Here is a 21,946-nt window from a genome sequence, read left to right on the forward strand (position 1 = left end):
TTTTGTCCTTCCCACCTGCTTTGCTATAATATTTTACAACAAATGGAGGAAAATATTTTGTTTTATCGTTTTATTCGTCCAGTAGCTCGATTTGTTGTCTGGATTCTAAATGGCCACTTACACGTTTTCCATCAGGATAGAATTCCTGATGGAAATTATATCTTAGCTGCACCACATCGAACCTGGTGGGAGCCAATCTTATTTGCACTTGCAGCTAGTCCTAAGGAATTTATGTTTATGGCTAAAATTGAATTATTCAAAAATCCAATTTTGCGTTTTATTCTAAATCATGCTCATGCTTTTGCTGTTGATCGCAAACATCCTGGTCCTTCAACGCTCAAAATTCCAATTAAGGGCCTAAAGCAAGGTAATTACTCCTTGATCATTTTTCCCTCTGGAACTCGGCATTCAAATGATCTAAAAGGTGGTACTTTAGCCATTGCCAAATTATCTGGTAAGCCAATCGTACCAGTCGTTTATCAAGGTCCTCTCACATTTAGTGGTCTGCTTAAAAGACAATCACTTAATGTTTGTTTTGGTAACCCAATCCATGTTGACCACAAAATGAAACTAAATCATGATAATGAAGCCAAATTTGGTCAACAGTTACAAGACGCTTGGGACCAAATTGACCACGAGCAAAATCCAAATTTTCATTACGAAGCTAAATAAAAAAGATGGGTACCACTTATCATAGTACTCATCTTTTTATTTGGCTTTACATTTTAAAAATCTTACCAGGATTCAAAATATGGTTTGGATCAAACAGATTCTTAACTTTACGTAATAGCTCAGTATATTCATGACCATAAAAGTCTTCAAAGTTATCTGCTCGTGCATAACCGATACCATGCTCACCAGACATATTACCATCAAGTGCTTTAGCAGTGCGATACAACTCTTTAATTACTTGATCTTTGACTTCAGCATATTCAGCTTCGGACATTTTGTCTGAACAAAGATAAATATGCAAATTACCATCACCAGCATGACCAAAGTTAGGAATGCGGATTTTTAATTCTTGTTCAAGCTGTTCGATCCGATTCAGCACATCAGGAATATGATTAATTGGCACACAAATATCAATTTCATCCATTTGTGGTGTTGATTTTTGAATAGCTAACAATAGCTCTTCACGACATTGCCAAATCTTTTTTGCTTCGTCTGAATCTGCATCCAAAACAACCGCACTTTGTGCCTTAAAACGTTTAACAGTTTCTAAAGTTTGGTTTAGTTCCGCTTGTAATTCTCCATCAGTAAAAGCGTCAAGTCCAACAATGATAAAGCCGTTTCCATGTTCAAGTGGGAACTTATCTCCAGAATATTTTTCCCATAAGTCGATTACTTTGCGTCCCATAAATTCAACTGTAGTCGGTACTACGCCTGACTCTAAAATCGCTGGTACCGACTTAATCGCATCCGTCAAAGTTGGGTACGGGATAATCGCGTTGATCGATTTACGTGGCTTTGGATACAAACGTACAGTTACTTCAGTTACTACTCCCAAAGTTCCTTCAGCACCGACAATTAAATCTCTAAGCGAATAACCAGACGAGGACTTCACAGCTTTAGAACCAAACTTATAAAGTTTCCCGTTAGGTAAAACAACTTTAAGTTCACGGATATGTTCTCTAGTTACTCCGTATTTAATTGCTTTTAAACCACCAGCATTAGTTGAAACATTTCCACCAATTGTAGCCCAATGCATTGCTGGTGCTGGCATATAAGTAAATGGCTTATCACTTAAATATTCTTCAATATCTTTTAACCTAGTCCCAGCTTGAACTGTCATTGTCAAACTTTCATTATCGTAATCCAGAATTCGATTCATTTTGACCATATCAAGTGAAATACCACCATCAACGGTTAGGTTGGCTCCCATTAATCCAGTTGAGTTTCCGCGAGGAACTAGTGGAATATGATGCTCATCAGCATACTGCACAACCCGCATAACTTCATCATTGTCAACAGGCTGGATAACTACATCTGGCATAGCTTTAACAGTGCCAAATTGGTCATGATCCCAATGTTTAGTCGGCTTGTCGATAAAGCGCTCTGGTTCTGCAACCAATTTACTAAGATTTTCACGGTCTGTTTGATCGATTTTATGATATTCCATTATCAATTCTTCTTTCACATCTAAAATAATAAAATAGGGTTTAATTATATTATCAAACTTAGCATCTATTTGCAAACGCTGTCAAGATTTTTAAGAAACAAAAGTGTCTGGGAAAAAACTAGCTTTTCAGACTTAAAAACAGACCAAGTTTTCGTAATAAGAAAATCTTGATCTGTTTTTTATTGCTTATTTCCTGTAAAAGAAGTTTTCCGCCACCTCTTCTACTCCAATATTTGCTCAAATTCATCATCATGAACATCAAGCCTACATCGGTTTCGACCTTTTTCTTCCCTCGCAAGTGTGTTCTGCGCATGCCAAAAACGTTCTTCATATGTCCAAAGACTGGCTCTACGTCAGTTTTTCTATAGCCATAGATCCGTTTGCCTTCGCTACTTTGAAGAGTTTGTTTAGCTTTTTCCTTTAAATATTGCCAATTGGGATTGTATTGCACCTGCCTTTGGCGTCCGCTTTTAGTTTTGGCTAGCTCAGTTAATTCAGCTGTTAACTGAAACTCATCTGCTTCATATATTTTTAGATCAGAGATTAACCCCGTACTCTTATTCCTCCGCTTACCATACCGTTTGAAATTAAAACGCACACCTTGCCAGTCAAGGTAATAATCTTCTTGCTCATTATAAGTCCAATTCGCCAGCTTGGTGGGATCATTTTGATACTTTCTAGTCTGCTCCTTATCGTAAAGGCTGTAAGGAATAAAATATTGTTTATCTTCATACTCATTTTCAAGCATAGAATAATTATATTCGCTGCCATAGCCGGCATCGGCAACGATGTTCTGGAACTTGTCTAAATTTGTCATTTGCTTTAAGAAAGGTTCTAAAGTCTTGAAGTCTGTTGGATTAGGGTAAAGTGCATAATCTACTACATATTGGTTGGTAGTTGCCACTTGAATATTATATCCGGGTTTAAGCTGACCATTCCTCATATGATCTTCTTTCATATGCATAAAAGTGGCATCATGATCGGTCTTTGAGTAGCTATTACGCTCACCAAAAGTTGCTTGCGCCTGTTCATACTTTTCTGCTCTGGGGATAAAATCCTTACGCAACTTATGCAAGACTTTTTTAAGGCCTCGCCTTTGGCGTTTTTTAGTTGAACCTCCAGGAATTACTTTCGGCTCAGCCGCGATTGCTTCATCTAGTTGCTTGATGGCAGTTTCTGTTTGTTCTGCCATGATTGCCAGACCCTGACTAGTTTGTGCTTCTTCTTCAGTAATCGCTTGGATTACTTCTTTTTGAATCAATTCGTCATAAAGCTCAACTGCATTAGCCTTTAACTTAGTATGAAACTTTTCGACAGCTCTTTTCCAAACGAAAGTATACTTGTTAGCATCAGCTTCAATTTTGGTCCCATCAATAAAGATGGCATCTTCTCTAAGCAACCCTTCTGCTTGCAAAAGATTAGTAAAATAGACAAAAGCTTGTTTAATCAGCTGATTGGTATGGCTACTAGCTCTAAAGTTATTGATCGTATGATATGAAATATGTTTACCACTAGCTATGACCATCATCGGGAGGTTTTCTGTGAGCATCCGCTCAATTTTTCTACCAGAGAAAACGCGTCTAGAATAGGCAAAGAGTAGTATTTTGAGCATCATTGCTGGGTGATAGGCAGGCCGACCAGTATTTGAATTGTCTTCCAGCAACACATCGGCAGGAATCGAGTCGACAAAATCACTGATAACCTGAGCAAGATGATTTTTAGGAATAGAAAAGTCAAAGTTAAGTGTTAAAGCAGTTTGACCTGTGATATAATTTTGATACATGAAAAGCCCACCTTTTTTGTTTTTTGTAGTAATTTAATAATAACAAGGTTAGGCTAGAATGTATATGAAAAATCCGCTAGAACGCAAAGGTTCTAACGGATTTTTTGCTTTTAAGGGTCTAGTTTTTTCCCAGACACTTACTTACTTATTTACCACTATTTTGCATATTATACAGATTATAATAGTATCCCTTTTGTTTAAGCAATTCTTCATGATTGCCGCGTTCAATAATTCGACCACCATCTAAAACAATAATTTGATCGGCATCAACGATCGTCGACAAACGGTGTGCAATCGCTAAAGTGGTTCTGCCTTGACGCAAACGTGCTAAGCCTTGCTGAATTAGCGTTTCAGTTTCAGTATCGACATTAGCTGTTGCTTCATCTAAAACCAAAATTTTGGGATCCGTTACTAGTGTCCGTGCAAAAGAGATTAACTGCCGCTGCCCTTGGCTAAATTCACTACCGCCTTCACCAACCTTGGCCTCATATTTTCCTGGTAGTTTTTCAATGAAATCATCAGCTTGTACAGTTTTTGCCGCGGCGACAATCTGCTCATCAGTAATTTGTTGATTATATAATCTGATATTAGAATTAATATCACCATAAAACATAAATGGATCTTGCAATACCAGTCCCAACTTGCGCCGCAATTCCTCTTTAGGATATTTTTTAATATCTACACCATCAATTAGAATTTCTCCCTTATGAAAATCATAAAAGCGCATCATCACGTTAATAATTGAGCTTTTGCCAGAACCAGTATGCCCAACGATTCCCAAAGTCTGCCCCGGATTAACCGTAAAGGAAATATCATGCAAAATTTCATTTTCACCATCATAAGAAAAACTGACGTGTCTAAACTCTATTTTACCTTCAGTAATCGTTAATCCAGTTTCTGCATCTTGCTCGGGCTCATAATTAGTATCATCCAGGATACGAAAAATTCGCTTACCAGCAACTATCCCGTCTTGAAAGAAGGTCATTTGATCCATCATATTAGAAATCGGATTAAAAAATTGCGAAATATATTGTGAAAATGCATAAACAATTCCGGCAGGCACAAAAGTCTGTCGCATTGGAAAGCCAAAGTACATCAAAGTAGCAGCTACTGCTAATGAATATAGCAAATTGGTTAATGGCGATAGCAAAAACGAATTGAGATTGATCATACTAAATCTAGTTTTAAGCAAGGTTTCATTTTCATGCTCGAAATTATTGGTCATCCGCTCTTCTTGCTTAAACTGTTGAATCAAGGAAACCCCCTCGATTGATTCGTTCAAATTAGTATTAATCCGACTAAGACGTTCACGGTAATTGCGATACAACTTGGAACTTCGCTTAGAATATTGCCAAATAACTACTAGCAAAATTGGTAAAAATGCAAGCACTATCCAAGCTGCAACTTGATTAGTAGAAAACATTGCTACCAATGCCGAAACAATTGAAAAAAATGAAATAACCACACTCGACAAAACCGTTAAGAAATTACTTAATGTCATCGTATCATTGGTCACCCGTGACACGATTGAGCCGGCTGGCGTCTGATCGAAATACCGCATTCCTAAGGTATGCAATTTTTGATACAGTTCTTTTCTTAATCCCTCAAGTGTTTTTTCCGAACCTAGAGCAAAAAAATACTCATAAATAAACTGTAAAGTGCCTTTAACTACAGTTCCAACTGCATACAATAATCCGGCATATAAAATTACTTGGGTAGGAACGTTGAGCTTCACCAGGTAATTATCCAAGAAATATTGCAAGCCATACGGTAACAGCATATTGATAACACTAACTAAGAATGCACCAATTCCCGCAATAATCATTTCATTCTTAAAATGTAGTACAAACTTAACTAATCGTTTAAAAATACTAAGCTGTTCTTTGACTGGAATCTCTTTTGACCAGACTGATTCATTATTATTTTGAGAATCCAAATTAATCACCTACCTTTTGCGCAAATTCCTGTCTGCGCCACATTTCTGCATACCAACCATCTGCAGCTAATAGTTGTTCATGGGTGCCACGCTCAACAATCTGACCATCTTTTAAGACCAAAATTAAATCGGCATTCATAACCGAGGTTAATCTGTGTGTGGCAATTAATGTCGTTTTACCCTGTCGTTCTTTACTTAAGGACTTCAAAATCGCTTGTTCAGTTCTAGCATCAACCGCTGATAATGCATCATCCAATACCAAAATTTGGCTTTGTTTAAGCAATGCACGAGCTATTGCCATCCGCTGCTTTTGTCCACCAGATAAGGAAATTCCATTTTCACCAACTAAAGTTTGATAGCCGTGAGGCATTTGCAAAATATCCTCGTTCAAATCACTTTTTTGGGCAGCTAAAATAACTTCAGAATCAGCGGCCTCAGCTTCAGCAAAAGCAATATTTTTTTGAATGCTAGTTGAAAATAAATAATTATCTTGTGGGACATAAGCAATTTGTCTTAATAAAGTATTCAATGGAATTTGCCGAATATCATGACCATTTAGAGTGATTTGACCATCATAATGATCAAACTCACGCAACAGTAACTGAATAATCGTCGTTTTACCTGCTCCGACCTTACCAACTAACCCCAAAGTTTGTCCAGTCTTCAGCGTAAAATCGATATTATGTAACACAGATAATTCGGGTTCATTAGGATAAGCAAATGATTTAATTTGATATTTTAAATCACCAACAATTGCTGTTTCATCTAAATCCTGATCAGCATGTTGATCCGTAATTTGCGGCTGCTCATCCAGTAACTTTTCTATGCGATCATAACTAGCACTGCCACGTTCTAAAATGTTAAATAGATAGCCAATCGCAAACATTGGCCAAACCATGTTGCCAATGTAAGCAATAAAGGAAACCAATTGACCGATTGACAGAACTTTATTGGTTACTAATAGACCACCATAAATAATCGTAATGGTGTAAGTTAGCCCGATAATAATTGTACCTAAAGGGTCAAACAATGAATCCCACTTAAAAACCTTTTTATTAATCTTGATAGTATCGTCAACCAATTGTCCAAATGCGGCAGTATCTTCCTTACCCTGACCAAAGGTCTTCAGTACTTTCATTCCCGAAACTGACTCTTGAGTCTTATTATTTAGCCGTGAAAAAGCCGCCTGTGATTCATCAAACGCATCATGCAGATGAAGCCCTAATTTCCAAGCACCCCAAGCCAAAAATGGTAGTGGCAAGATCGCTACTAACGTCAAGCGCCAATCAACAAATACGACCATTGCTACTATTGTCGACAATCCCATGATCAGCGAATCTACCAAAGTTAAAACGCCTTCACCAGCTACATCTTGAACTGCCGAAACATCATTAGTAGCATGCGCCATTAAATCACCTGTGCGATGACGTTGGTAAAAAGTGCGATCCATCACCATAAAGTGCTGGAATAATTTTGACCGTAATTGGCGTTCAAGCTCTGCTGCGCCGCCCCAAATTTGCTTACGCCAAAAATAGCGGAAAACATATAACAAAATTGATGCGACAATAATTGCCAAAATCAATCCTGCATATTTTGACCAAGTAATAAAGCCCCGATTCAATTGATCAGACATCAATCCTAAAATACGGGGCGGTACTAAATTGGCCACAGACGTCAAAGCTAAAAAAGTAATCCCGACTATGTAGCGTCTTTTTTCCTTCTTAAAAAACCAACCTAATTTAAAAAATATACCCATTTTTATCCCAAAATTCTAAATAAAAAAGACGGAGATAACCCCCGTCTTTTGCCCACATCCAGCAAGTTTAGTTATTTTGATGCTTCATCATGTTCATCACCTGGTTAACCTTCTTAGCTGAAGGTTTTTGTCCCATTTGCGACATCATAGCAACAATCATGTCCTCACTGATTGGCGGATTATCTTTAAAATACTTCTTCATATATGATCGCGCACCATAAAAGCCACCAATTAGTCCTACTAATAAGGCAACGATAATTAATACGATTGCTAATGCCAAATTCATAAAAATATACACCTCAATTTTTCTCAATATCTCTATTCTACCTAAACTCTGTGCAAAGTTAAAGACAAAATTAATCTTTTCTTAAACCTTTTGCCCGTTGCGCTTTTTTCGCCTTCTCAGAAGTAACTTCATGACCATCTTTATCAACGATAACTAGATTTTCAACTTCTTGCTTAAATCCTGCCCGAAAGTTTTTAATAAATTGCTGGTGTAAACTTTGGCGTTCCTGCTCTTCTGCTTGAGTCAATCCTTGAGTCTTTTTCTTATGATATAATTCGTTGATACGTGCAGTTATTGCCTGTTCGTTTTGCTTAGTCATCTTAATCGCATCCTTTCTTAAAAAGTCTACCGTATTTACTTACAGAAAAAAAGGTAAAACACTCAGAACATTCGTTTGTGCTAGCATTCTTTTTTTGTTAAAATAAATTTAGTAAATGTTCCATTTAGATATTGGAGGTTAACAAATGCCAAACGCAAACGAAACGGACCATCAACATGATCGCAGGTACAAAGATTACCGCCAACTAGAAATCTTACAGTATATTTATCAAACCATTCAGGATCGCGGTTTTGCCCCAACAGTGCGTGAAATTTGCGCAGCAATGAGCCTTTCTTCAACCTCAACGGTTCATGCTCACCTATCTCATCTTGAACAAAAGGGCTTAATTACTAAGGATGCTAGTAAACCGCGAACCCTTGAAGTTACGACCTTAGGGAAAGAAAAATTGGGCATTAAGCCAACTGAAATTCCAGTTGTTGGTGAAGTGACTGCTGGGCAACCAATTCTAGCGGTCGAAACCATCGATGATTACTTTCCTTTGCCGCCCGATTTAGAAAGTGATGCTGGCGATTTATTCATGCTTAGGGTCAAAGGCGAAAGTATGATTAATGTTGGTATATTAGACGGCGACAATATCATTGTTCGTAAACAAAGTACTGCCATTAATGGTGAAATTGTCGTCGCAATGACTGAAGATGAAGAAGCAACAGTCAAACGATTTTATAAAGAAAAAGATCATTACCGCTTGCAACCAGAAAATGATAATATGGCGCCAATTATTTTGCCAAAGGTTAAAATTCTCGGTAAGGTTGTCGGCTTATATCGCAACAAAATTAATTAGATTTCATCATAAAATGACTAGAATAAAAAAATATTCTAGTCATTTTTAGTATATTAAGATAATAAACTTGATTAACTTTAACTTGATTACTAATTGGGTTCTCAGTTAATTTTTCTTTCCACATTTATTAAGCTTATGCAGTTCACAAACTTTTCTATGTTATTTTGTGATAAAAGCTGACTTAGCAACAATAATATTTAATTTTGTGAATTATACTATCGTTTCACGTAGGTTTCACAGCCATATTTTTCACAAGATTTAATTTACAATTCACGTAAGATGTTAGCTGCTAGTGTTAGCGAATCTCCATGTGCCATTCGTCCCCAATTACGATCATCGTGTTGCTCAAGATTGGCTAGCGAATCAGCGGTAAATAAGATTTGTGCAAAATCAACTTCTCGAAAGCGCGCACAAGCCGCTAATGCAGCGCACTCCATTTCTACGCACGCCGCACCAAGCTTTTTTACTTGCTGTACTTTATCCTTAGTTTCCCGAAAGAAACCATCAGTTGTCCAAGTTATGACTTCTTTTACTTTTAAACCATTTTGAATCATTAATTGTTCAACTCGCGTTAGATACTTGGAGCGCAAATCAATCATGTTAGCTGCTGGTTGATAGTGAAAAGAAGTTCCCTCATCTCTAATGGCTTTAACTGGCACCATAAAATAGTTTTCGGGCAAATTAGTTAACGCTCCTGCTGAACCAATTGCCAAAACTTGCTTGACACCGTAACTAATTAGCCAGTCAAGCATTTCTACAGCCGCCGACGCACCAATCTTTGCCTGACAAAAGGTAACTTTTTCATTCTCAAGTTGCACTTCATAAATTGGAGTTTCCCCTTCAAAACAGTCAAAATGTCCGATTTTTTGATGCGAATAATTATTTAAAAATTGCGCAATTGCTTCATTAGTAATAAAAGCGAATAGTAATTTAGCAGGAAACTGGTAATTTTGTTCTGCCACTTCGTGATCCGGTTCAAGAATTGCACTCTGACTAGCATCAAAATCTAGTAAAAAAAGTTTATCCATATTATTGACCTCATATAATTTTGTATTGCCAATAAGTTTACCATAAACCACAAAAAAAGAACCATCCGCTTACGGATGATTCTTTTTCATACTTCGAATTAACGACGTCTTTCTGCAATTCTAGCAGATTTACCATGACGATCACGCAAGTAGTATAGCTTAGCACGACGTACACGACCGTGACGTACGACTTCAACCTTGGCTACTCGTGGGTCGTTTACCGGGAAGGTACGTTCAACACCAACACCAGAAGCAATCTTACGTACTGTATAAGTTGCAGCAATTCCTGCACCCTTACGCTTGATTACTACTCCCTCAAACAACTGAATACGTTCATGGGTACCTTCAAGAACACGCACGTGAACTCTAACAGTATCACCTGCACGAAAATCAGGAATGTCATCACGAATTTGATCTTTAGTCAACTCTTGAATTAATGGATTCATTATAGCTTCTCCTTCTGCGGTGTTCATTAACGCAACCTGCACCAGCGGAACACCCCTTATTCATTGTGCGATGAAAATCACACTTTAAGTATTTTAGCAAATTAACTAAAGTAAATCAAGAACATCAACTATCCGTAAATAATCAAATTTTTAGCTAATTCGTTTCCTCTTCTTTAATTTCTGCAAGCATTGTTGTTTCTTCTTTATTTAGCTGATAATTCGCTAGCATGTCTGGTCGTCGCAAATAAGTGGCACGCAGAGCCTCTTTATGTCGCCAACGATCAATTTTTTGATGATTACCAGAAGTCAGCACGCTTGGTACCTTCATTCCATTAAATTCTTCTGGTCGGGTATATTGCGGATATTCCAACAATCCTTGGGCAAAACTCTCATCAACTGGAGAAGCCGCATTGCCCAGAATCCCTGGTAATAGACGAACTGTTGCATCAATCATGCTCATTGTCGGCAATTCACCACCAGTTAACACATAATCACCAATTGACACTACTTCATCGGCCAACTGATAAATACGCTCATCAAAGCCTTCATAATGGCCACAAATAAACGTTAAAGTTTCTTCTTTAGACCAAGATTGCGCAGTTTGCTGAGTAAACGTTTTTCCCTGGGGAGCCGTAATAATTACTTTCCCCTTATTTTTTAGTGAATCCAATGCCTTTTGGATCGGCATAATTTGCAAGACCATCCCAGCACCACCACCATATGGTGTATCGTCGACGTGATGATGAAAATCAGTGGTAAAATCGCGAAAATTGATCAAGTTCAAATCCCACTTACCATCTTCAAGGCCGCGTCCCAGCATTGAGGTCTGCAAAGGGGTAAACATATCAGGAAAGAGCGTTAAGACATTAATTTTCATCTCGCAACCCCTCCATTAATTCTACGTAGACGCGTTTATTTGCAACATCAACTTTTTTTACCACGTCAGCAATATATGGAATCAAGTATTCCTTGCCTGATTCTTCAGTTACCTGCCAAACATCGTTGGCTCCTGGGGACTCAATTTCTGTGATGCTCCCTAACAGTTCTCCGGTCTGATTATCTAAAACCTGACAACCTAGAATATCACGATAATAGTAAGTGCCAGCTGGCAATTCATGTTGATCTGCTTGGCTAACAACCAAAGTTTGACCCTTGAGAGCCTCAGCTGCCGAAATTTCAGTAATTTCAACAAATTTTACCAACCAAAATTGCTTAAAAGGCCGACTACTTTCAACCGTTAAAACTTGAGCTCCATCGTCTTTTAAGGCCAACTTACTACCCTGTGCAAAACGCAACTGCGGAAAGTCTGTAATCAGCACTACCTTTACTTCGCCTTGTAAGCCATGCGTTGTCAGGACTTTAGCTACATCATAAAACTGCATTGCTACTCCTAAATTTAAGTATGAAAAAAGTTTGAAGCAATCAACTTCAAACTTTTACTAACAAATCAATTATTTGTTGTTTTTTGAATCGTGCAACTTCTTCATCAAGCCAGCACCTGAAAGAAGTGATCTAACAGTGTCTGAAGGTTGTGCACCCTTTTGTAGCCAATCAAAAATCTTGTCTTCATCTAATTTCAATTCCTTAGGATTTGAAACTGGATTGTAGTAGCCAACTTCTTCAATCACACGACCATCACGTGGCATTCTTGAATCTGCAACTACTATTCTGTAGAAAGGTTTTCTCTTAGCACCCATGCGGCGCATCCGAATTTTTACTGCCATAAATTTATCCTCCTAAATTTTTACAATAACTAATATAGCATTAATTTTTTCTGGTGTAAAGTGTTTTTACTTAACAGCAATTATGAATGATAACGTTTGACCTTCATTCGCTTCTTCTTGTTTTTCTTAAATTTCTTCCCCATATGGCGCATAGCAATTCGGCCCATTTTGGAATCCATCCCTGGCAAATTATCTAAACCTTTCAAATTGCCTTTAGTTACCTTACTCATCATGTCGCGAGCTTGCTTAAACTGCTTAATCATGCGGTTAACTTCAACAACTGGACGACCAGATCCTGCCGCAATTCTTCTACGCCGACTTGGATTGAGTAGCTCGGGATCTTCTCGTTCGGCTTCAGTCATTGAAGAGACAATCGCCTTAATATGCAAAATTTGTTTTTTATCTATATTAATATCTTTAAGTTGAGGATTATTAGCCATACCTGGGATCATCTTCATGACCTGGTCAAGTGGCCCCATCTTTTCAACCTGATCTAATTGATCAATAAAATCGTTGAAATCGAAGGTATTTTCCTTCATTTTTTCTGCAACTTCTTCGGCCTTTTTAGCATCATAGTCAGTCTGCGCTTTTTCAATCAGCGTTAACATGTCGCCCATGCCTAGGATTCTTGAAGCCATACGATCAGGATGGAATTGTTCAAGATCAGTTAACTTTTCGCCTTGACCAGTATAAATAATTGGCTTACCAGTTACTGCTCTAATCGATAACGCAGCACCACCACGGGTATCACCATCAAGCTTAGTTAGAATAACTCCAGTAACATCTAAACGACTATCAAAGCCTTTAGCAACATCTGTTGCAGCCTGACCAGTCATTGCATCAACTACGAGCAAGATATTATCAGGCTTGGCAACTTCTTTAACCTGTTCTAACTCTTGCATCAGTGGTTCATCAATTTCAAGCCGACCAGCAGTATCGATAATTACATAATCATTTTTATTTTCAGTTGCTTGGTCTAGCCCATTTTGCACAATCTTCGCAACATTTTTTTCACCCTGTTCACTATAAACTGGCACAGCTAGATCTTGGCCAATCTGCTGCAACTGTTCAATGGCTGCTGGACGATAAATATCGCCGGCAATTAATAGTGGTCTAGCCTTTTCTTGGTCCATGAGCCGCTTTGCTAATTTGCCAACAGTAGTCGTCTTACCAGTCCCTTGCAGTCCAACCATCATAATAATTGTTGGAATATGCTTGGACTTATTCAAGCCAACGGCACTTTGGCCCATCATCTTAGTTAATTCATCATTAACAATTTTGATAACCTGCTGACCAGGATTCAGACTCTCTTGAACTTCTTTGCCAAGAGCCTGCTCCTTAATTTTTTTGATGAAATCTTTAACAACCTTAAAGTTAACATCAGCTTCTAATAAAGCTAACCGAATTTCACGACTGGCAGTATTAATATCTTCTTCAGAAATTTTCCCTTTACCAGTTAAATTGCGTAATGCCTTTTGGAGTCTTTCACTCAAATTTTCAAAAGCCATGAATTATTCCCCTCTAATTTTACTTAATATCTCGTTAATTTCTTGTAATGCTTGCTTAGCTTGTTGCTGCTCAATTGCACTAGCAGCGACAGTCAACTTATGTTCTATTTGTTGATAATCTTTATTTAAATGCAGTTTAGCTTCATAATTATTTAGCAACTTGCGACAACGGCGCAAATTATCATAAACAGCTTGGCGTGACACATGATAATTAGTCGCAATCTCACCTAAAGACAAATCATTATAATAATAGTCTTCAAAATAAGCTTGCTGTCCTTTAGTTAGTAGTTGGCCATAATAGGCATAAAGATCACCTAAAAATTCATTTTTATCGAGTTCATCCATTACTTTCACCTTGAATCAGTATAGCAAAAAAGCCAGCAATTGACGATCTGAAAAATTAGTATTTAACAAATAAAATAAAAATTACATTTTTGAATAAGTAAACCTTCTAGCCTTTTATTATCAATAAAATACTTTATAATAGGCTGTTGTATCTATTTAACAAAGGAGAATTCAAATTGAATTTTTGGCAAAAGATAAATCGCAAAGAAGATCCACATGTCTATGAACAAAAAGATGGTCAATTAGTACGTTCATTGACTGTGAAAGACTTTTTGGCGCTAGGAGTTGGAACAATCGTTTCCACCTCAATTTTCACTTTACCAGGAGAGGTGGCCGCCTTGCATACTGGACCAGCTGTAGCTATTGCCTGCATTTTAGCTGCCATCGTAGCCGGTGTCGTAGCCTTTGCCTATGCTGAAATGGCGGCTGCTATGCCGTTTGCAGGGTCTGCATATTCATGGATTAACGTTGTCTTCGGTGAAATCTGGGGCTGGATTGCTGGTTGGGCATTGCTTGCTGAATACTTTATTGCAATGTCATTTATTGGCTCAGGAATTTCGGCTAACTTTCGGGCATTAATAGCACCCTTAGGATTGAAACTCCCTGCCGAACTAGCCAATCCTTTCGGAATTAACGGGGGCGTTGTCGACATTATCTCAATTGTGTCAATTTTATTGGTTACTCTTTTAATCAGTCACGGTGTTTCAGAGGCTTCACGGGTTGAAAACGCACTAGTTATTCTAAAGGTAATCGCCATTCTCTTATTTGTGATAGTTGGCTTAACAGCAATTAAAAAAGCCAATTTTACGCCGTTTATTCCACCATATAAAGAAACTGCTCACGGTCCATTTGGTGGCTGGCAAGGAATCTATGCTGGAATTTCAATGATTTTTGTTTCTTATTTAGGATTCGATGCGATTGCTGCTAATTCTGCTGAAGCCGTTAATCCAGAAAAAACCATGCCGCGTGGAATTGTCGGTTCCTTGCTAATAGCCGTTATCTTATTTGTTTCCGTTAGTTTGGTGTTAATCGGTGACGTTCCTTACCAAAAATACCTAAATTCTGCTGAACCTGTTGGCTTGGCTTTAAGGTCAATTGGTCATGGGACCATTGCAACTCTCGTTCAAACTATCGCCGTCTTTGGAATGTTCACAGCTTTAATCGGTCTATGTATGTCAAGTTCAAGGTTAGTCTACTCTTTTGGTCGTGACGGCATGTTGCCCAAAAAATTAGGCAAACTAAATACTGACAAACGTCCTAACAATGCACTGTGGGCCATCAGTATTGTGGCTATTTTAATCAGTGCGTTTTTACCATTTTCATTTTTGACTCAACTGGTATCAGCTGGAACATTGATTGCCTTCATGTTTGTTTCTCTAGGGATTTACCGACTGCGACCTAGAGAGGGAGTTGACATCAGCAATCCAGGCTTCAAGATGCCATTTTATCCAGTATTACCGTTTTTGGCCTTCCTTGGTTCCTTAATTGTCTTTCTGGGACTGGATCAGCAAGCTAAAATTTACGCGGGTATTTGGTTTATTATTGGCCTAATCATCTATTTCTGTTATGGTCTAAAACATTCGACCATGAACACCAAATAGTTCATTTAACTAAAAAGGTGACTAGCATTACAGCTAGTCACCTTTTTGCTTGTTAATTATAGATTAGCATCCATATTAAAAGTTAATTTAGACATATTAATCGCATCAATCATCATTTGACCCCAGAACTTTTCAGACCTTTCTCGTGTATGAGCTACTGTTGCTTGATTAGCACCAGTCAAATATTCAGTTAAATCAGTACCAGTTTTTTCACCAGCATTTGTAGTCACTTCAGTAACTCTAGCACGGTAATATTGATTCAAATCTTTTAAATAATCCGTATCAAGTTGGACAAATTGTGCATAATGACTCTCAACTAGCGCTGCCACTGATTTATAATACCACCAGGCATCACTTAGATTGTAGTCCATTGAAGTATTATTATACGATGGATCGGTATCGTTCATATTAGCAAAAAATGGCACAAATGGTGTAAAAGTAGGTCCACCAATACATAGCCACATAATTGCTGCTTTATCAGCTGGAACATCGTTACGAATTTGTAAAATATGCGCATTCTGCGTTCTATTTAAGCCAATTGGCCGAAAACGATGCTTTTCTTCCTCAGTTCCCTTACCAAATGGATCATAAGGTGTGTCTTGATAATGACTTCCTAACACAAATTCAATATCTTCAGGCGCAATCTTGCGTGTAGCACGCCGCGTAAACGGTAAATCACCATCAGTTGGATCCTGCTCAATTTCAGGATTGAAGTACTTTTGTCCATACCAAACTCTGCAAGTATTATAGTGACGATCCTGCTCGGTATAAGTGCCAAAAATATGCCGAAAGTTCCAACCATCATAATCTGGATTCAAATGGTGCTGGGCCACAAATTCTCGGATTCCCTCACTCCATTTAAAATTAGCTGGATCAGTAAAATTAACTTGTGCAATCGAAACGCGGTTCGCCGCAATTGCATAAGCATCATCTGGAATTCTTTGCGCTACCCAATGGTGACCGGTCACAATTTCCATGTACCAAATTTCATTTTGATCGCTAAATAGAACTGAATTGCCAGCAGGTGACCCGTATTGGGCAATCAATTTACCCAAATAATCCACGCCATCTTTAGCCGAATGAATATAAGGTAACACAACCGACTCCATGCAATCTTCATCCAAACCATCTTTAACCAATGGATCAAAGGCCAAAGCTCGCTCATTACCATAGGTTGATTCCGTGCAGGACATTGCAACATTTTCTTGATTAATACCACTTTCGTCATAATAGCCGAGATGTTGATAATCAACATTGGGCACAGCTGAAACAGCTTGCGCATTTTCGGGTAGATCAAGTTCAAACTTATTCAACCAAGACTTAATCTTACGTCCCTTTTCATTCTTAACAGCAGGTTTAACAATGAACTTTTGCGGCGTAATTGGACTAAATGTATCATCATTACGCGCAATCATTGTTGAACCATCAATTGAGGCCTTTTTACCAACTAAAATAGTAGTACAAGCAGAATATTCTTTCATTTTTGCTCCTTTATTAAATTAAATCATGAAACAAACCAACAGCATAATTAGCAGCGTCAAAGTCAGCTAGGTCTTCAGCAGCCTCTCCTAGACCCACTAATTTTACTGGCAACTTCATTTCATTGCGAATTGCTAAGACGACACCACCTTTGGAAGAACCATCTAATTTAGTCAAAACCAGGCCAGTTAATTTAGTAGTTTTATCAAAGTCTTTAGCTTGCAACAATGCGTTTTGACCAGTTGAACCATCCAAGACCAACAAAGTTTCTGTAGGTTCATCTGGCGCCAATTTTTTAATGGTACGTTCAATTTTTTCTAGTTCGGCCATTAAGTTCTTTTTATTTTGCAGACGGCCTGCAGTATCAACTAGCAAATAGTCCGCGTGTTCACTTATCGCTTGTTTAGTGGCATCAAAAACCACGGAAGCCGGATCGGCCTGCTCTTTACCCGTTACAACTGGGACATCAACCCGCTTACCCCACTCAACTAACTGTTCAACCGCACCAGCTCTAAAGGTATCAGCTGCGGCCATGATTACCTTTTTACCTTGATCATGATACCGCTTGGCCAATTTTCCAATTGTAGTTGTCTTCCCCGCACCATTAACACCTACAAATAAATAAATATTTGGCTGGTCATCAGCATGGAAGGCTAACTTTTCACTTTTTGCGTCTGCATTTTGATCGTATAAATCAACTAATTTTTCAACAATCAATTCCTTGAGTTCATCACGCGATTTGGCTTTTTGCAACTTAGCTTCATCCCGTAATTGGGTTGTTAATTCTTCAGCCGTTTCATAACCAACATCTGATTCAATCAACAATTCTTCCAGATCATCAAAAAAGTCTTCATCAACTGATCTGAACTGTGCGAAAAATTGATTCAGCCTAGCTCCAAAGCCCTTATTAGTTTTCTCTAAGCCCTTTTCATATAATTGCGTTTGCTTCTCAGATTCTGATTCCGGTGACTCTGAGCCTGCAACAGGCTTATCAGTACTAATTTTTTCAGTTGGAGTTGCTAAATCTGCTACCTGATTATCCTCATCCGTCTGTTCAGCAGAGCCAGTCAATTCTGCTTTAACAACTGGCTCTGACTCACGCTGTTGGTTATCAGCTTTTGCAGACTGGTCTTCAGCTTTAACTGGTTCCTGTGTTTTATCTTGGTTAGCAGCTTCAGTCTCTTTTTGCTCGTCTTCTTGTTTACCAAATAATGACTTTTTTATTTTATCAAATAAACCCAATCTTAATTCTCCTTACTTTTTAATTCTTTTAGCGAAACTGATAATACTTGCGAAACACCAGATTCTTGCATTACTACACCATATAATTGATCGGCTTTCTCCATCGTACCTCGGCGGTGAGTGATAACAATGAATTGGGTATGCAAGTCATACTTTTCCAAAAATTGGGCAAATCGGGTGACATTGGCATCATCAAGCGCCGCCTCAACCTCATCTAGCACACAAAATGGCACAGGTTTAACTTGTAACATCGCAAACAACAAGGTAATTGCTGTCAATGCCCGCTCACCACCAGAAAGTAGACTCAAGCGTTGCTGTTTTTTACCCGGTGGCTGCGCCACAATTTCAATTCCAGTTGCTAGTAAATCATTGGGATCAGTCAAGACTAATTTAGCATTACCACCACCAAAAACCACTGGAAAAAGCGATTTAAAGCTATAGGCTACCTGCTTAAAAGTTTTACTAAATCTGCTGCTAACTTCTTGATCCAGTTCAGTCATCGATTCATGAAGATTATCACGTGCTTTTAATAAATCACTCTGCTGATTAGACAAGAAGTCATAGCGCTGCTTAACATTCTCGTATTCTTCAATCGATTTCAAATTAACAGGCCCAATATCTTCTAGTGACATTCGGTGCAGTTTAACACTTTTTTGTAATTCTTGTCGCGCCTGTTCATCGTTATCTCCAGTAGTTTGCTTCAATGCTGCTTCGTAAGTTAAACCATAATCCTCACGTAAACTAGTTAAACGCTGGTCAATCTGACCGTTCAACTTCGCTAGCTGCACTGAAAAAGTTTCTTGCTCACTAGCCGCATCTTTACGTAAATCATAATTACGGCTAGCAACCTGATCTAATTGATTAATCTGTGCATCGGCTTGCCCTAGGTCACTGCTCAACTGATTTAACTTCTGCTCCAGCTCAGTCTTTTGCTTAGTTTTCAACTCACTCTGACTAAGCAATTGCGTTTTTTTGTGTTGATCTAATTCACCAGCTTGAGATAACTGAGATAACTTTTCCTGCAAAGTTTGAATTTGCGTTTTAGCAGTTGTTAACTCATGCTCTTTGCCCTTTTCCTGACTTGCTAAATTTTCCAATTTATTGGTAAAAACCGCTATCTGTGGATCAAGTTCAGCTAGCTGTTCCTGTACTTGCTGATTAAGGGACGTAAAATTAGCTATTCTTTCTTGCATATCAGCAATTGTCTGTTTTTGCACAGTAATCTTCTGCAACAATGCTTGTTTTTGGTCATTTGCTGACTCTATTTTTTGATTTAACTCCGCAATTTGCTTAGTTTTTTCCTGTTCACGCGATTCAAATAGCTGATTGGCTTCCTTAAGACGATTTACTTCCTTAGACTGATTTTGAAAAGATAGCGTTGCCTCACCTAAATCACGATTAATGTGCTGCAGCTTTTCCTGATTATCAGTCAACTGTTTATCTAGCTCTGCATCAGCTTCCAGCAACTCGTCGAATTGAGCTTGATCCTGATGGAGTTGACTTTGCAATTGCTTAATTTGTTGCTTAAGTTTGGTTAATTCCGCCGTTGTCTGTAATGGTGAGCTATTCTTATGGGCACGTTGTCCGCCGCTCATTGACCCACCTGGTGAAATTACATCCCCATCAAGAGTAACTATTCGATAGCGTCCAACTCGCTTAGCTATTTGCAAAGCATGATCAATATCATCAACAATGATTGTACTACCTAACAAATAATTAATTGCCGCACTAATATCCTCATCTGTAGTACTTTTTACTAATTCACTTGCAATTCCTTGAAAACCAGCAAATGATTGCAAAATGCGCACCGTAGACTGCGGAATTGCATATTGCCTTAATGCGTCCAGCGGCAAAAACGTCGCCCGACCAGCATGACTTCGTTTAAGCTGATTAATGGCATCACGGGCACTAGTCCGATTAACTGCAACTAGATCCTGCACTCCAGAACCTAAAGCAGTAGAAATCGCTGCTTCCAGATCGCTTGGAAATGAAATCAATTCACCAATTACCCCAATAATTCCCGGATAATTAGCTAAATTATTTAAGACGTTCTTAACACCATAATAGTAGCCCTCATGGCGCTGCTGAATATTCGCCAGCGCTTCATAACGTGCTTTTAGCTGATTCAAATGCTGACTATTATCATTAACTAGTTGACGTAAATTAGTCAATTGTTCTTGCTGTTGCTCTTTTTGCTCAGTTAAAGTCTGCACACTTGCGGTTATAGTCTGCCTTTTTTTAGTTAACTTTTTGCCTTGCTGACGCAAATCCTCTAATTCAGCGGTAGCTACCTGTAACTGCTTAGCAACATCGTTATTTTGATAGCTATGATCATCACGAGTCCGCTTCAATTCAGAATTCAAATAAACAATTTCATTATTATTGGAAGTTTGATCCTGCAATAATTGAATATAATCATTGCGTAAGTCTTCTAATTTTTGATTTAATTGGTCCGGATCTTCATCAAGCTTAGTAGTTAATGCTTGTCTTTTAACTTGTAATTGCTGCTGCTGCTTAGTTAACTGTGCATGTTGCTGCTTAAGCAATTCGCAATCCTTAGTTAGTGTTTCAGCTTGTTTTTTTAAATCAGCTAATTCAGCTTGATATTCTTTTTTAGTTGCAGCACTATACTGTTGACTTTGGCCCGCAACTTGCAAGTCGGTATTCAAATCAGATAGTTTCTTTGTCAAAGCCAGCAATTCAGCCTGAGTTTGCTCACGTTGCTTCCTTATTTGTTGGTACTCATCACGCTTAGTCGCGACTGCTTGTTGTGATTCTTTTACTTCACGGTCAAGCTTTGACAAAAGAACTTGATTTTGATCAGCTTTAGTCTGGGTCTGCTCCTTTTGTTTAGCTAAATCCTCAATTTCAAAGGCCAATAAAGATTTCAAATCTTGATCTAGACCTGCTTTCTGAAATTGGTATTCTTTAGCAAGCGAGCTTTGTTCATGTAATGGCTCAATTCGCTGTGCCAATTCTTTAACCAAATCATTAATTCGGATTAAATTATCCGTTGTTTGTTCAAGCTGCAAACTCGCTGCTTCTTTTTGCTTTTTAAAATGCAGTACTCCTGCAGCTTCTTCAAATAGTACTCGGCGATCCTGCGGTCTTGAATTTAAAATTTGATCTACGCGTCCCTGGGAAATAATTGCTAAACTATCTTGAGAAATACCCGAATCCATAAACAAGGTCCGTACATCACGTTGACGCACCGAACGCTTGTTAATGAAGTATTCATTATCACCAGAGCGTAAAATTCGCCGTGTTACACTGACCTCATCCGCATTAAAATCCAATTCGCGCTTGTGATTATCAAAAACAATGGTAACTTCTGCATGACTAGCAGCCTTACGAAAGTCACTTCCAGCAAAGATAACATCCTTCATGTTCGAGCCACGCAGCGATTTAGCACTGGACTCACCCATTACCCAGCGGATTGCTTCGGTAATGTTACTCTTACCACTACCATTAGGACCAACTATCCCTGTAATTCCATGATCAAATTCAATCTTAGTTTTTTGTGCAAAAGATTTAAATCCATCAATAATAAGTTCAGTTAATGGCACATTAGT

At 38.3% G+C, this 21,946-nt stretch carries 19 protein-coding genes; 3 read left to right on the plus strand and 16 right to left on the minus strand.

What is annotated here, in order from left to right; translation table 11 throughout:
* The first annotated feature begins 57 nt into the window (after window positions 1-57).
* Window positions 58-672, plus strand: a complete 615-nt coding sequence (locus tag OZX59_RS02555) for a 1-acyl-sn-glycerol-3-phosphate acyltransferase (protein WP_277126577.1) — start codon at window positions 58-60, stop codon at window positions 670-672.
* A 46-nt stretch (window positions 673-718) separates the two neighbouring features.
* Here OZX59_RS02555 and OZX59_RS02560 read toward each other — a convergent pair whose 3' ends face one another.
* The 6 genes from OZX59_RS02560 to OZX59_RS02585 all read right to left on the minus strand — a co-directional run bounded on the left by OZX59_RS02560 (window position 719) and on the right by OZX59_RS02585 (window position 8,199).
* Window positions 719-2,119: an FAD-binding oxidoreductase gene (locus OZX59_RS02560; protein WP_277126578.1), complete on the minus strand. Its 1,401-nt coding sequence runs from the start codon at window positions 2,117-2,119 to the stop codon at window positions 719-721.
* A gap of 118 nt (window positions 2,120-2,237) precedes the next feature.
* Window positions 2,238-3,902, minus strand: a complete 1,665-nt coding sequence (locus OZX59_RS02565; RefSeq protein WP_277126579.1) for an IS1182 family transposase — start codon at window positions 3,900-3,902, stop codon at window positions 2,238-2,240.
* A gap of 145 nt (window positions 3,903-4,047) precedes the next feature.
* Window positions 4,048-5,838, minus strand: a complete 1,791-nt coding sequence (locus tag OZX59_RS02570; RefSeq protein WP_277126580.1) for an ABC transporter ATP-binding protein — start codon at window positions 5,836-5,838, stop codon at window positions 4,048-4,050.
* A gap of 1 nt (window position 5,839) precedes the next feature.
* A complete protein-coding gene (locus OZX59_RS02575) occupies window positions 5,840-7,594 on the minus strand; it encodes an ABC transporter transmembrane domain-containing protein (protein WP_277126581.1) in 1,755 nt (584 codons plus the stop codon).
* Between the two features lie 67 nt (window positions 7,595-7,661).
* Window positions 7,662-7,880: a YneF family protein gene (locus OZX59_RS02580; RefSeq protein ID WP_277126582.1), complete on the minus strand. Its 219-nt coding sequence runs from the start codon at window positions 7,878-7,880 to the stop codon at window positions 7,662-7,664.
* A 70-nt stretch (window positions 7,881-7,950) separates the two neighbouring features.
* Entirely contained in the window at window positions 7,951-8,199 is a 249-nt protein-coding gene (locus OZX59_RS02585) for a DUF896 domain-containing protein (RefSeq protein WP_277126583.1), read from the minus strand.
* Between the two features lie 145 nt (window positions 8,200-8,344).
* On the opposite strand from OZX59_RS02585, the gene lexA reads away from it, so the two are divergent.
* Window positions 8,345-9,001, plus strand: a complete 657-nt coding sequence (gene lexA, locus OZX59_RS02590) for a transcriptional repressor LexA (RefSeq protein ID WP_277126584.1) — start codon at window positions 8,345-8,347, stop codon at window positions 8,999-9,001.
* A gap of 263 nt (window positions 9,002-9,264) precedes the next feature.
* Here the strand turns inward: lexA and OZX59_RS02595 are convergent, their stop codons facing one another.
* The 7 genes from OZX59_RS02595 to ylxM all read right to left on the minus strand — a co-directional run bounded on the left by OZX59_RS02595 (window position 9,265) and on the right by ylxM (window position 14,052).
* On the minus strand, window positions 9,265-10,029 hold the full coding sequence (locus OZX59_RS02595) for a nucleoside phosphorylase (RefSeq protein WP_277126585.1): 765 nt from the start codon (window positions 10,027-10,029) through the stop codon (window positions 9,265-9,267).
* Between the two features lie 98 nt (window positions 10,030-10,127).
* Window positions 10,128-10,475 carry a 50S ribosomal protein L19 gene (rplS, locus tag OZX59_RS02600; RefSeq protein WP_277126586.1) on the minus strand — a complete coding sequence of 116 codons (348 nt, stop codon included), beginning with the start codon at window positions 10,473-10,475 and terminating at the stop codon, window positions 10,128-10,130.
* Between the two features lie 154 nt (window positions 10,476-10,629).
* Entirely contained in the window at window positions 10,630-11,352 is a 723-nt protein-coding gene (gene trmD / locus OZX59_RS02605) for a tRNA (guanosine(37)-N1)-methyltransferase TrmD (protein ID WP_277126587.1), read from the minus strand.
* Window positions 11,342-11,857, minus strand: coding sequence for a ribosome maturation factor RimM (gene rimM, locus OZX59_RS02610; RefSeq protein ID WP_277126588.1), 516 nt, complete (start codon window positions 11,855-11,857; stop codon window positions 11,342-11,344). Before rimM ends, trmD begins: the two co-directional genes overlap by 11 nt.
* Before the next feature lie 69 nt (window positions 11,858-11,926).
* Window positions 11,927-12,199 carry a 30S ribosomal protein S16 gene (gene rpsP / locus OZX59_RS02615; RefSeq protein ID WP_277126589.1) on the minus strand — a complete coding sequence of 91 codons (273 nt, stop codon included), beginning with the start codon at window positions 12,197-12,199 and terminating at the stop codon, window positions 11,927-11,929.
* Window positions 12,200-12,279: 80 nt separating this feature from the next.
* On the minus strand, window positions 12,280-13,707 hold the full coding sequence (gene ffh, locus OZX59_RS02620; protein WP_277126590.1) for a signal recognition particle protein: 1,428 nt from the start codon (window positions 13,705-13,707) through the stop codon (window positions 12,280-12,282).
* Between the two features lie 3 nt (window positions 13,708-13,710).
* Window positions 13,711-14,052 carry a YlxM family DNA-binding protein gene (gene ylxM, locus OZX59_RS02625; protein WP_277126591.1) on the minus strand — a complete coding sequence of 114 codons (342 nt, stop codon included), beginning with the start codon at window positions 14,050-14,052 and terminating at the stop codon, window positions 13,711-13,713.
* A 176-nt stretch (window positions 14,053-14,228) separates the two neighbouring features.
* Here ylxM and OZX59_RS02630 point away from each other — a divergent pair, with 176 nt between their 5' ends.
* Window positions 14,229-15,653 (plus strand): amino acid permease, encoded by a 1,425-nt coding sequence (locus OZX59_RS02630; protein ID WP_277126592.1) that lies wholly within the window; start codon window positions 14,229-14,231, stop codon window positions 15,651-15,653.
* A 56-nt stretch (window positions 15,654-15,709) separates the two neighbouring features.
* Here the strand turns inward: OZX59_RS02630 and OZX59_RS02635 are convergent, their stop codons facing one another.
* The 3 genes from OZX59_RS02635 to smc are packed head-to-tail and all read right to left on the minus strand — an operon-like array spanning window position 15,710 to window position 21,940.
* The gene (locus OZX59_RS02635) at window positions 15,710-17,134 is read right to left on the minus strand and encodes a C69 family dipeptidase (protein WP_277126593.1); all 1,425 of its coding nucleotides are present in this window, start codon (window positions 17,132-17,134) and stop codon (window positions 15,710-15,712) included.
* Between the two features lie 13 nt (window positions 17,135-17,147).
* Entirely contained in the window at window positions 17,148-18,374 is a 1,227-nt protein-coding gene (gene ftsY, locus OZX59_RS02640) for a signal recognition particle-docking protein FtsY (RefSeq protein ID WP_277126594.1), read from the minus strand.
* Window positions 18,375-18,376: 2 nt separating this feature from the next.
* A complete protein-coding gene (gene smc, locus OZX59_RS02645) occupies window positions 18,377-21,940 on the minus strand; it encodes a chromosome segregation protein SMC (protein ID WP_277126595.1) in 3,564 nt (1,187 codons plus the stop codon).
* Between the last annotated feature and the right edge of the window lie 6 nt (window positions 21,941-21,946).

Source organism: Lactobacillus sp. ESL0681, from assembly GCF_029392835.1.
In the GTDB taxonomy this organism is placed as follows: domain Bacteria; phylum Bacillota; class Bacilli; order Lactobacillales; family Lactobacillaceae; genus Lactobacillus.

Excerpts from the sequence above, each read along its gene's own strand:
- OZX59_RS02595 (WP_277126585.1), bottom strand. The coding sequence starts at position 10,029 with ATGGATAAACTTTTTTTACTAGATTTTGATGCTAGTCAGAGTGCAATT.
- OZX59_RS02575 (WP_277126581.1), bottom strand. The coding sequence starts at position 7,594 with ATGGGTATATTTTTTAAATTAGGTTGGTTTTTTAAGAAGGAAAAAAGA.
- OZX59_RS02560 (WP_277126578.1), bottom strand. The coding sequence starts at position 2,119 with ATGGAATATCATAAAATCGATCAAACAGACCGTGAAAATCTTAGTAAA.
- rpsP (WP_277126589.1), bottom strand. The coding sequence starts at position 12,199 with ATGGCAGTAAAAATTCGGATGCGCCGCATGGGTGCTAAGAGAAAACCT.
- OZX59_RS02635 (WP_277126593.1), bottom strand. The coding sequence starts at position 17,134 with ATGAAAGAATATTCTGCTTGTACTACTATTTTAGTTGGTAAAAAGGCC.
- lexA (WP_277126584.1), top strand. The coding sequence starts at position 8,345 with ATGCCAAACGCAAACGAAACGGACCATCAACATGATCGCAGGTACAAA.
- OZX59_RS02580 (WP_277126582.1), bottom strand. The coding sequence starts at position 7,880 with ATGAATTTGGCATTAGCAATCGTATTAATTATCGTTGCCTTATTAGTA.
- OZX59_RS02565 (WP_277126579.1), bottom strand. The coding sequence starts at position 3,902 with ATGTATCAAAATTATATCACAGGTCAAACTGCTTTAACACTTAACTTT.
- rimM (WP_277126588.1), bottom strand. The coding sequence starts at position 11,857 with ATGCAGTTTTATGATGTAGCTAAAGTCCTGACAACGCATGGCTTACAA.
- OZX59_RS02585 (WP_277126583.1), bottom strand. The coding sequence starts at position 8,199 with ATGACTAAGCAAAACGAACAGGCAATAACTGCACGTATCAACGAATTA.
- ffh (WP_277126590.1), bottom strand. The coding sequence starts at position 13,707 with ATGGCTTTTGAAAATTTGAGTGAAAGACTCCAAAAGGCATTACGCAAT.
- trmD (WP_277126587.1), bottom strand. The coding sequence starts at position 11,352 with ATGAAAATTAATGTCTTAACGCTCTTTCCTGATATGTTTACCCCTTTG.
- ylxM (WP_277126591.1), bottom strand. The coding sequence starts at position 14,052 with ATGGATGAACTCGATAAAAATGAATTTTTAGGTGATCTTTATGCCTAT.
- rplS (WP_277126586.1), bottom strand. The coding sequence starts at position 10,475 with ATGAATCCATTAATTCAAGAGTTGACTAAAGATCAAATTCGTGATGAC.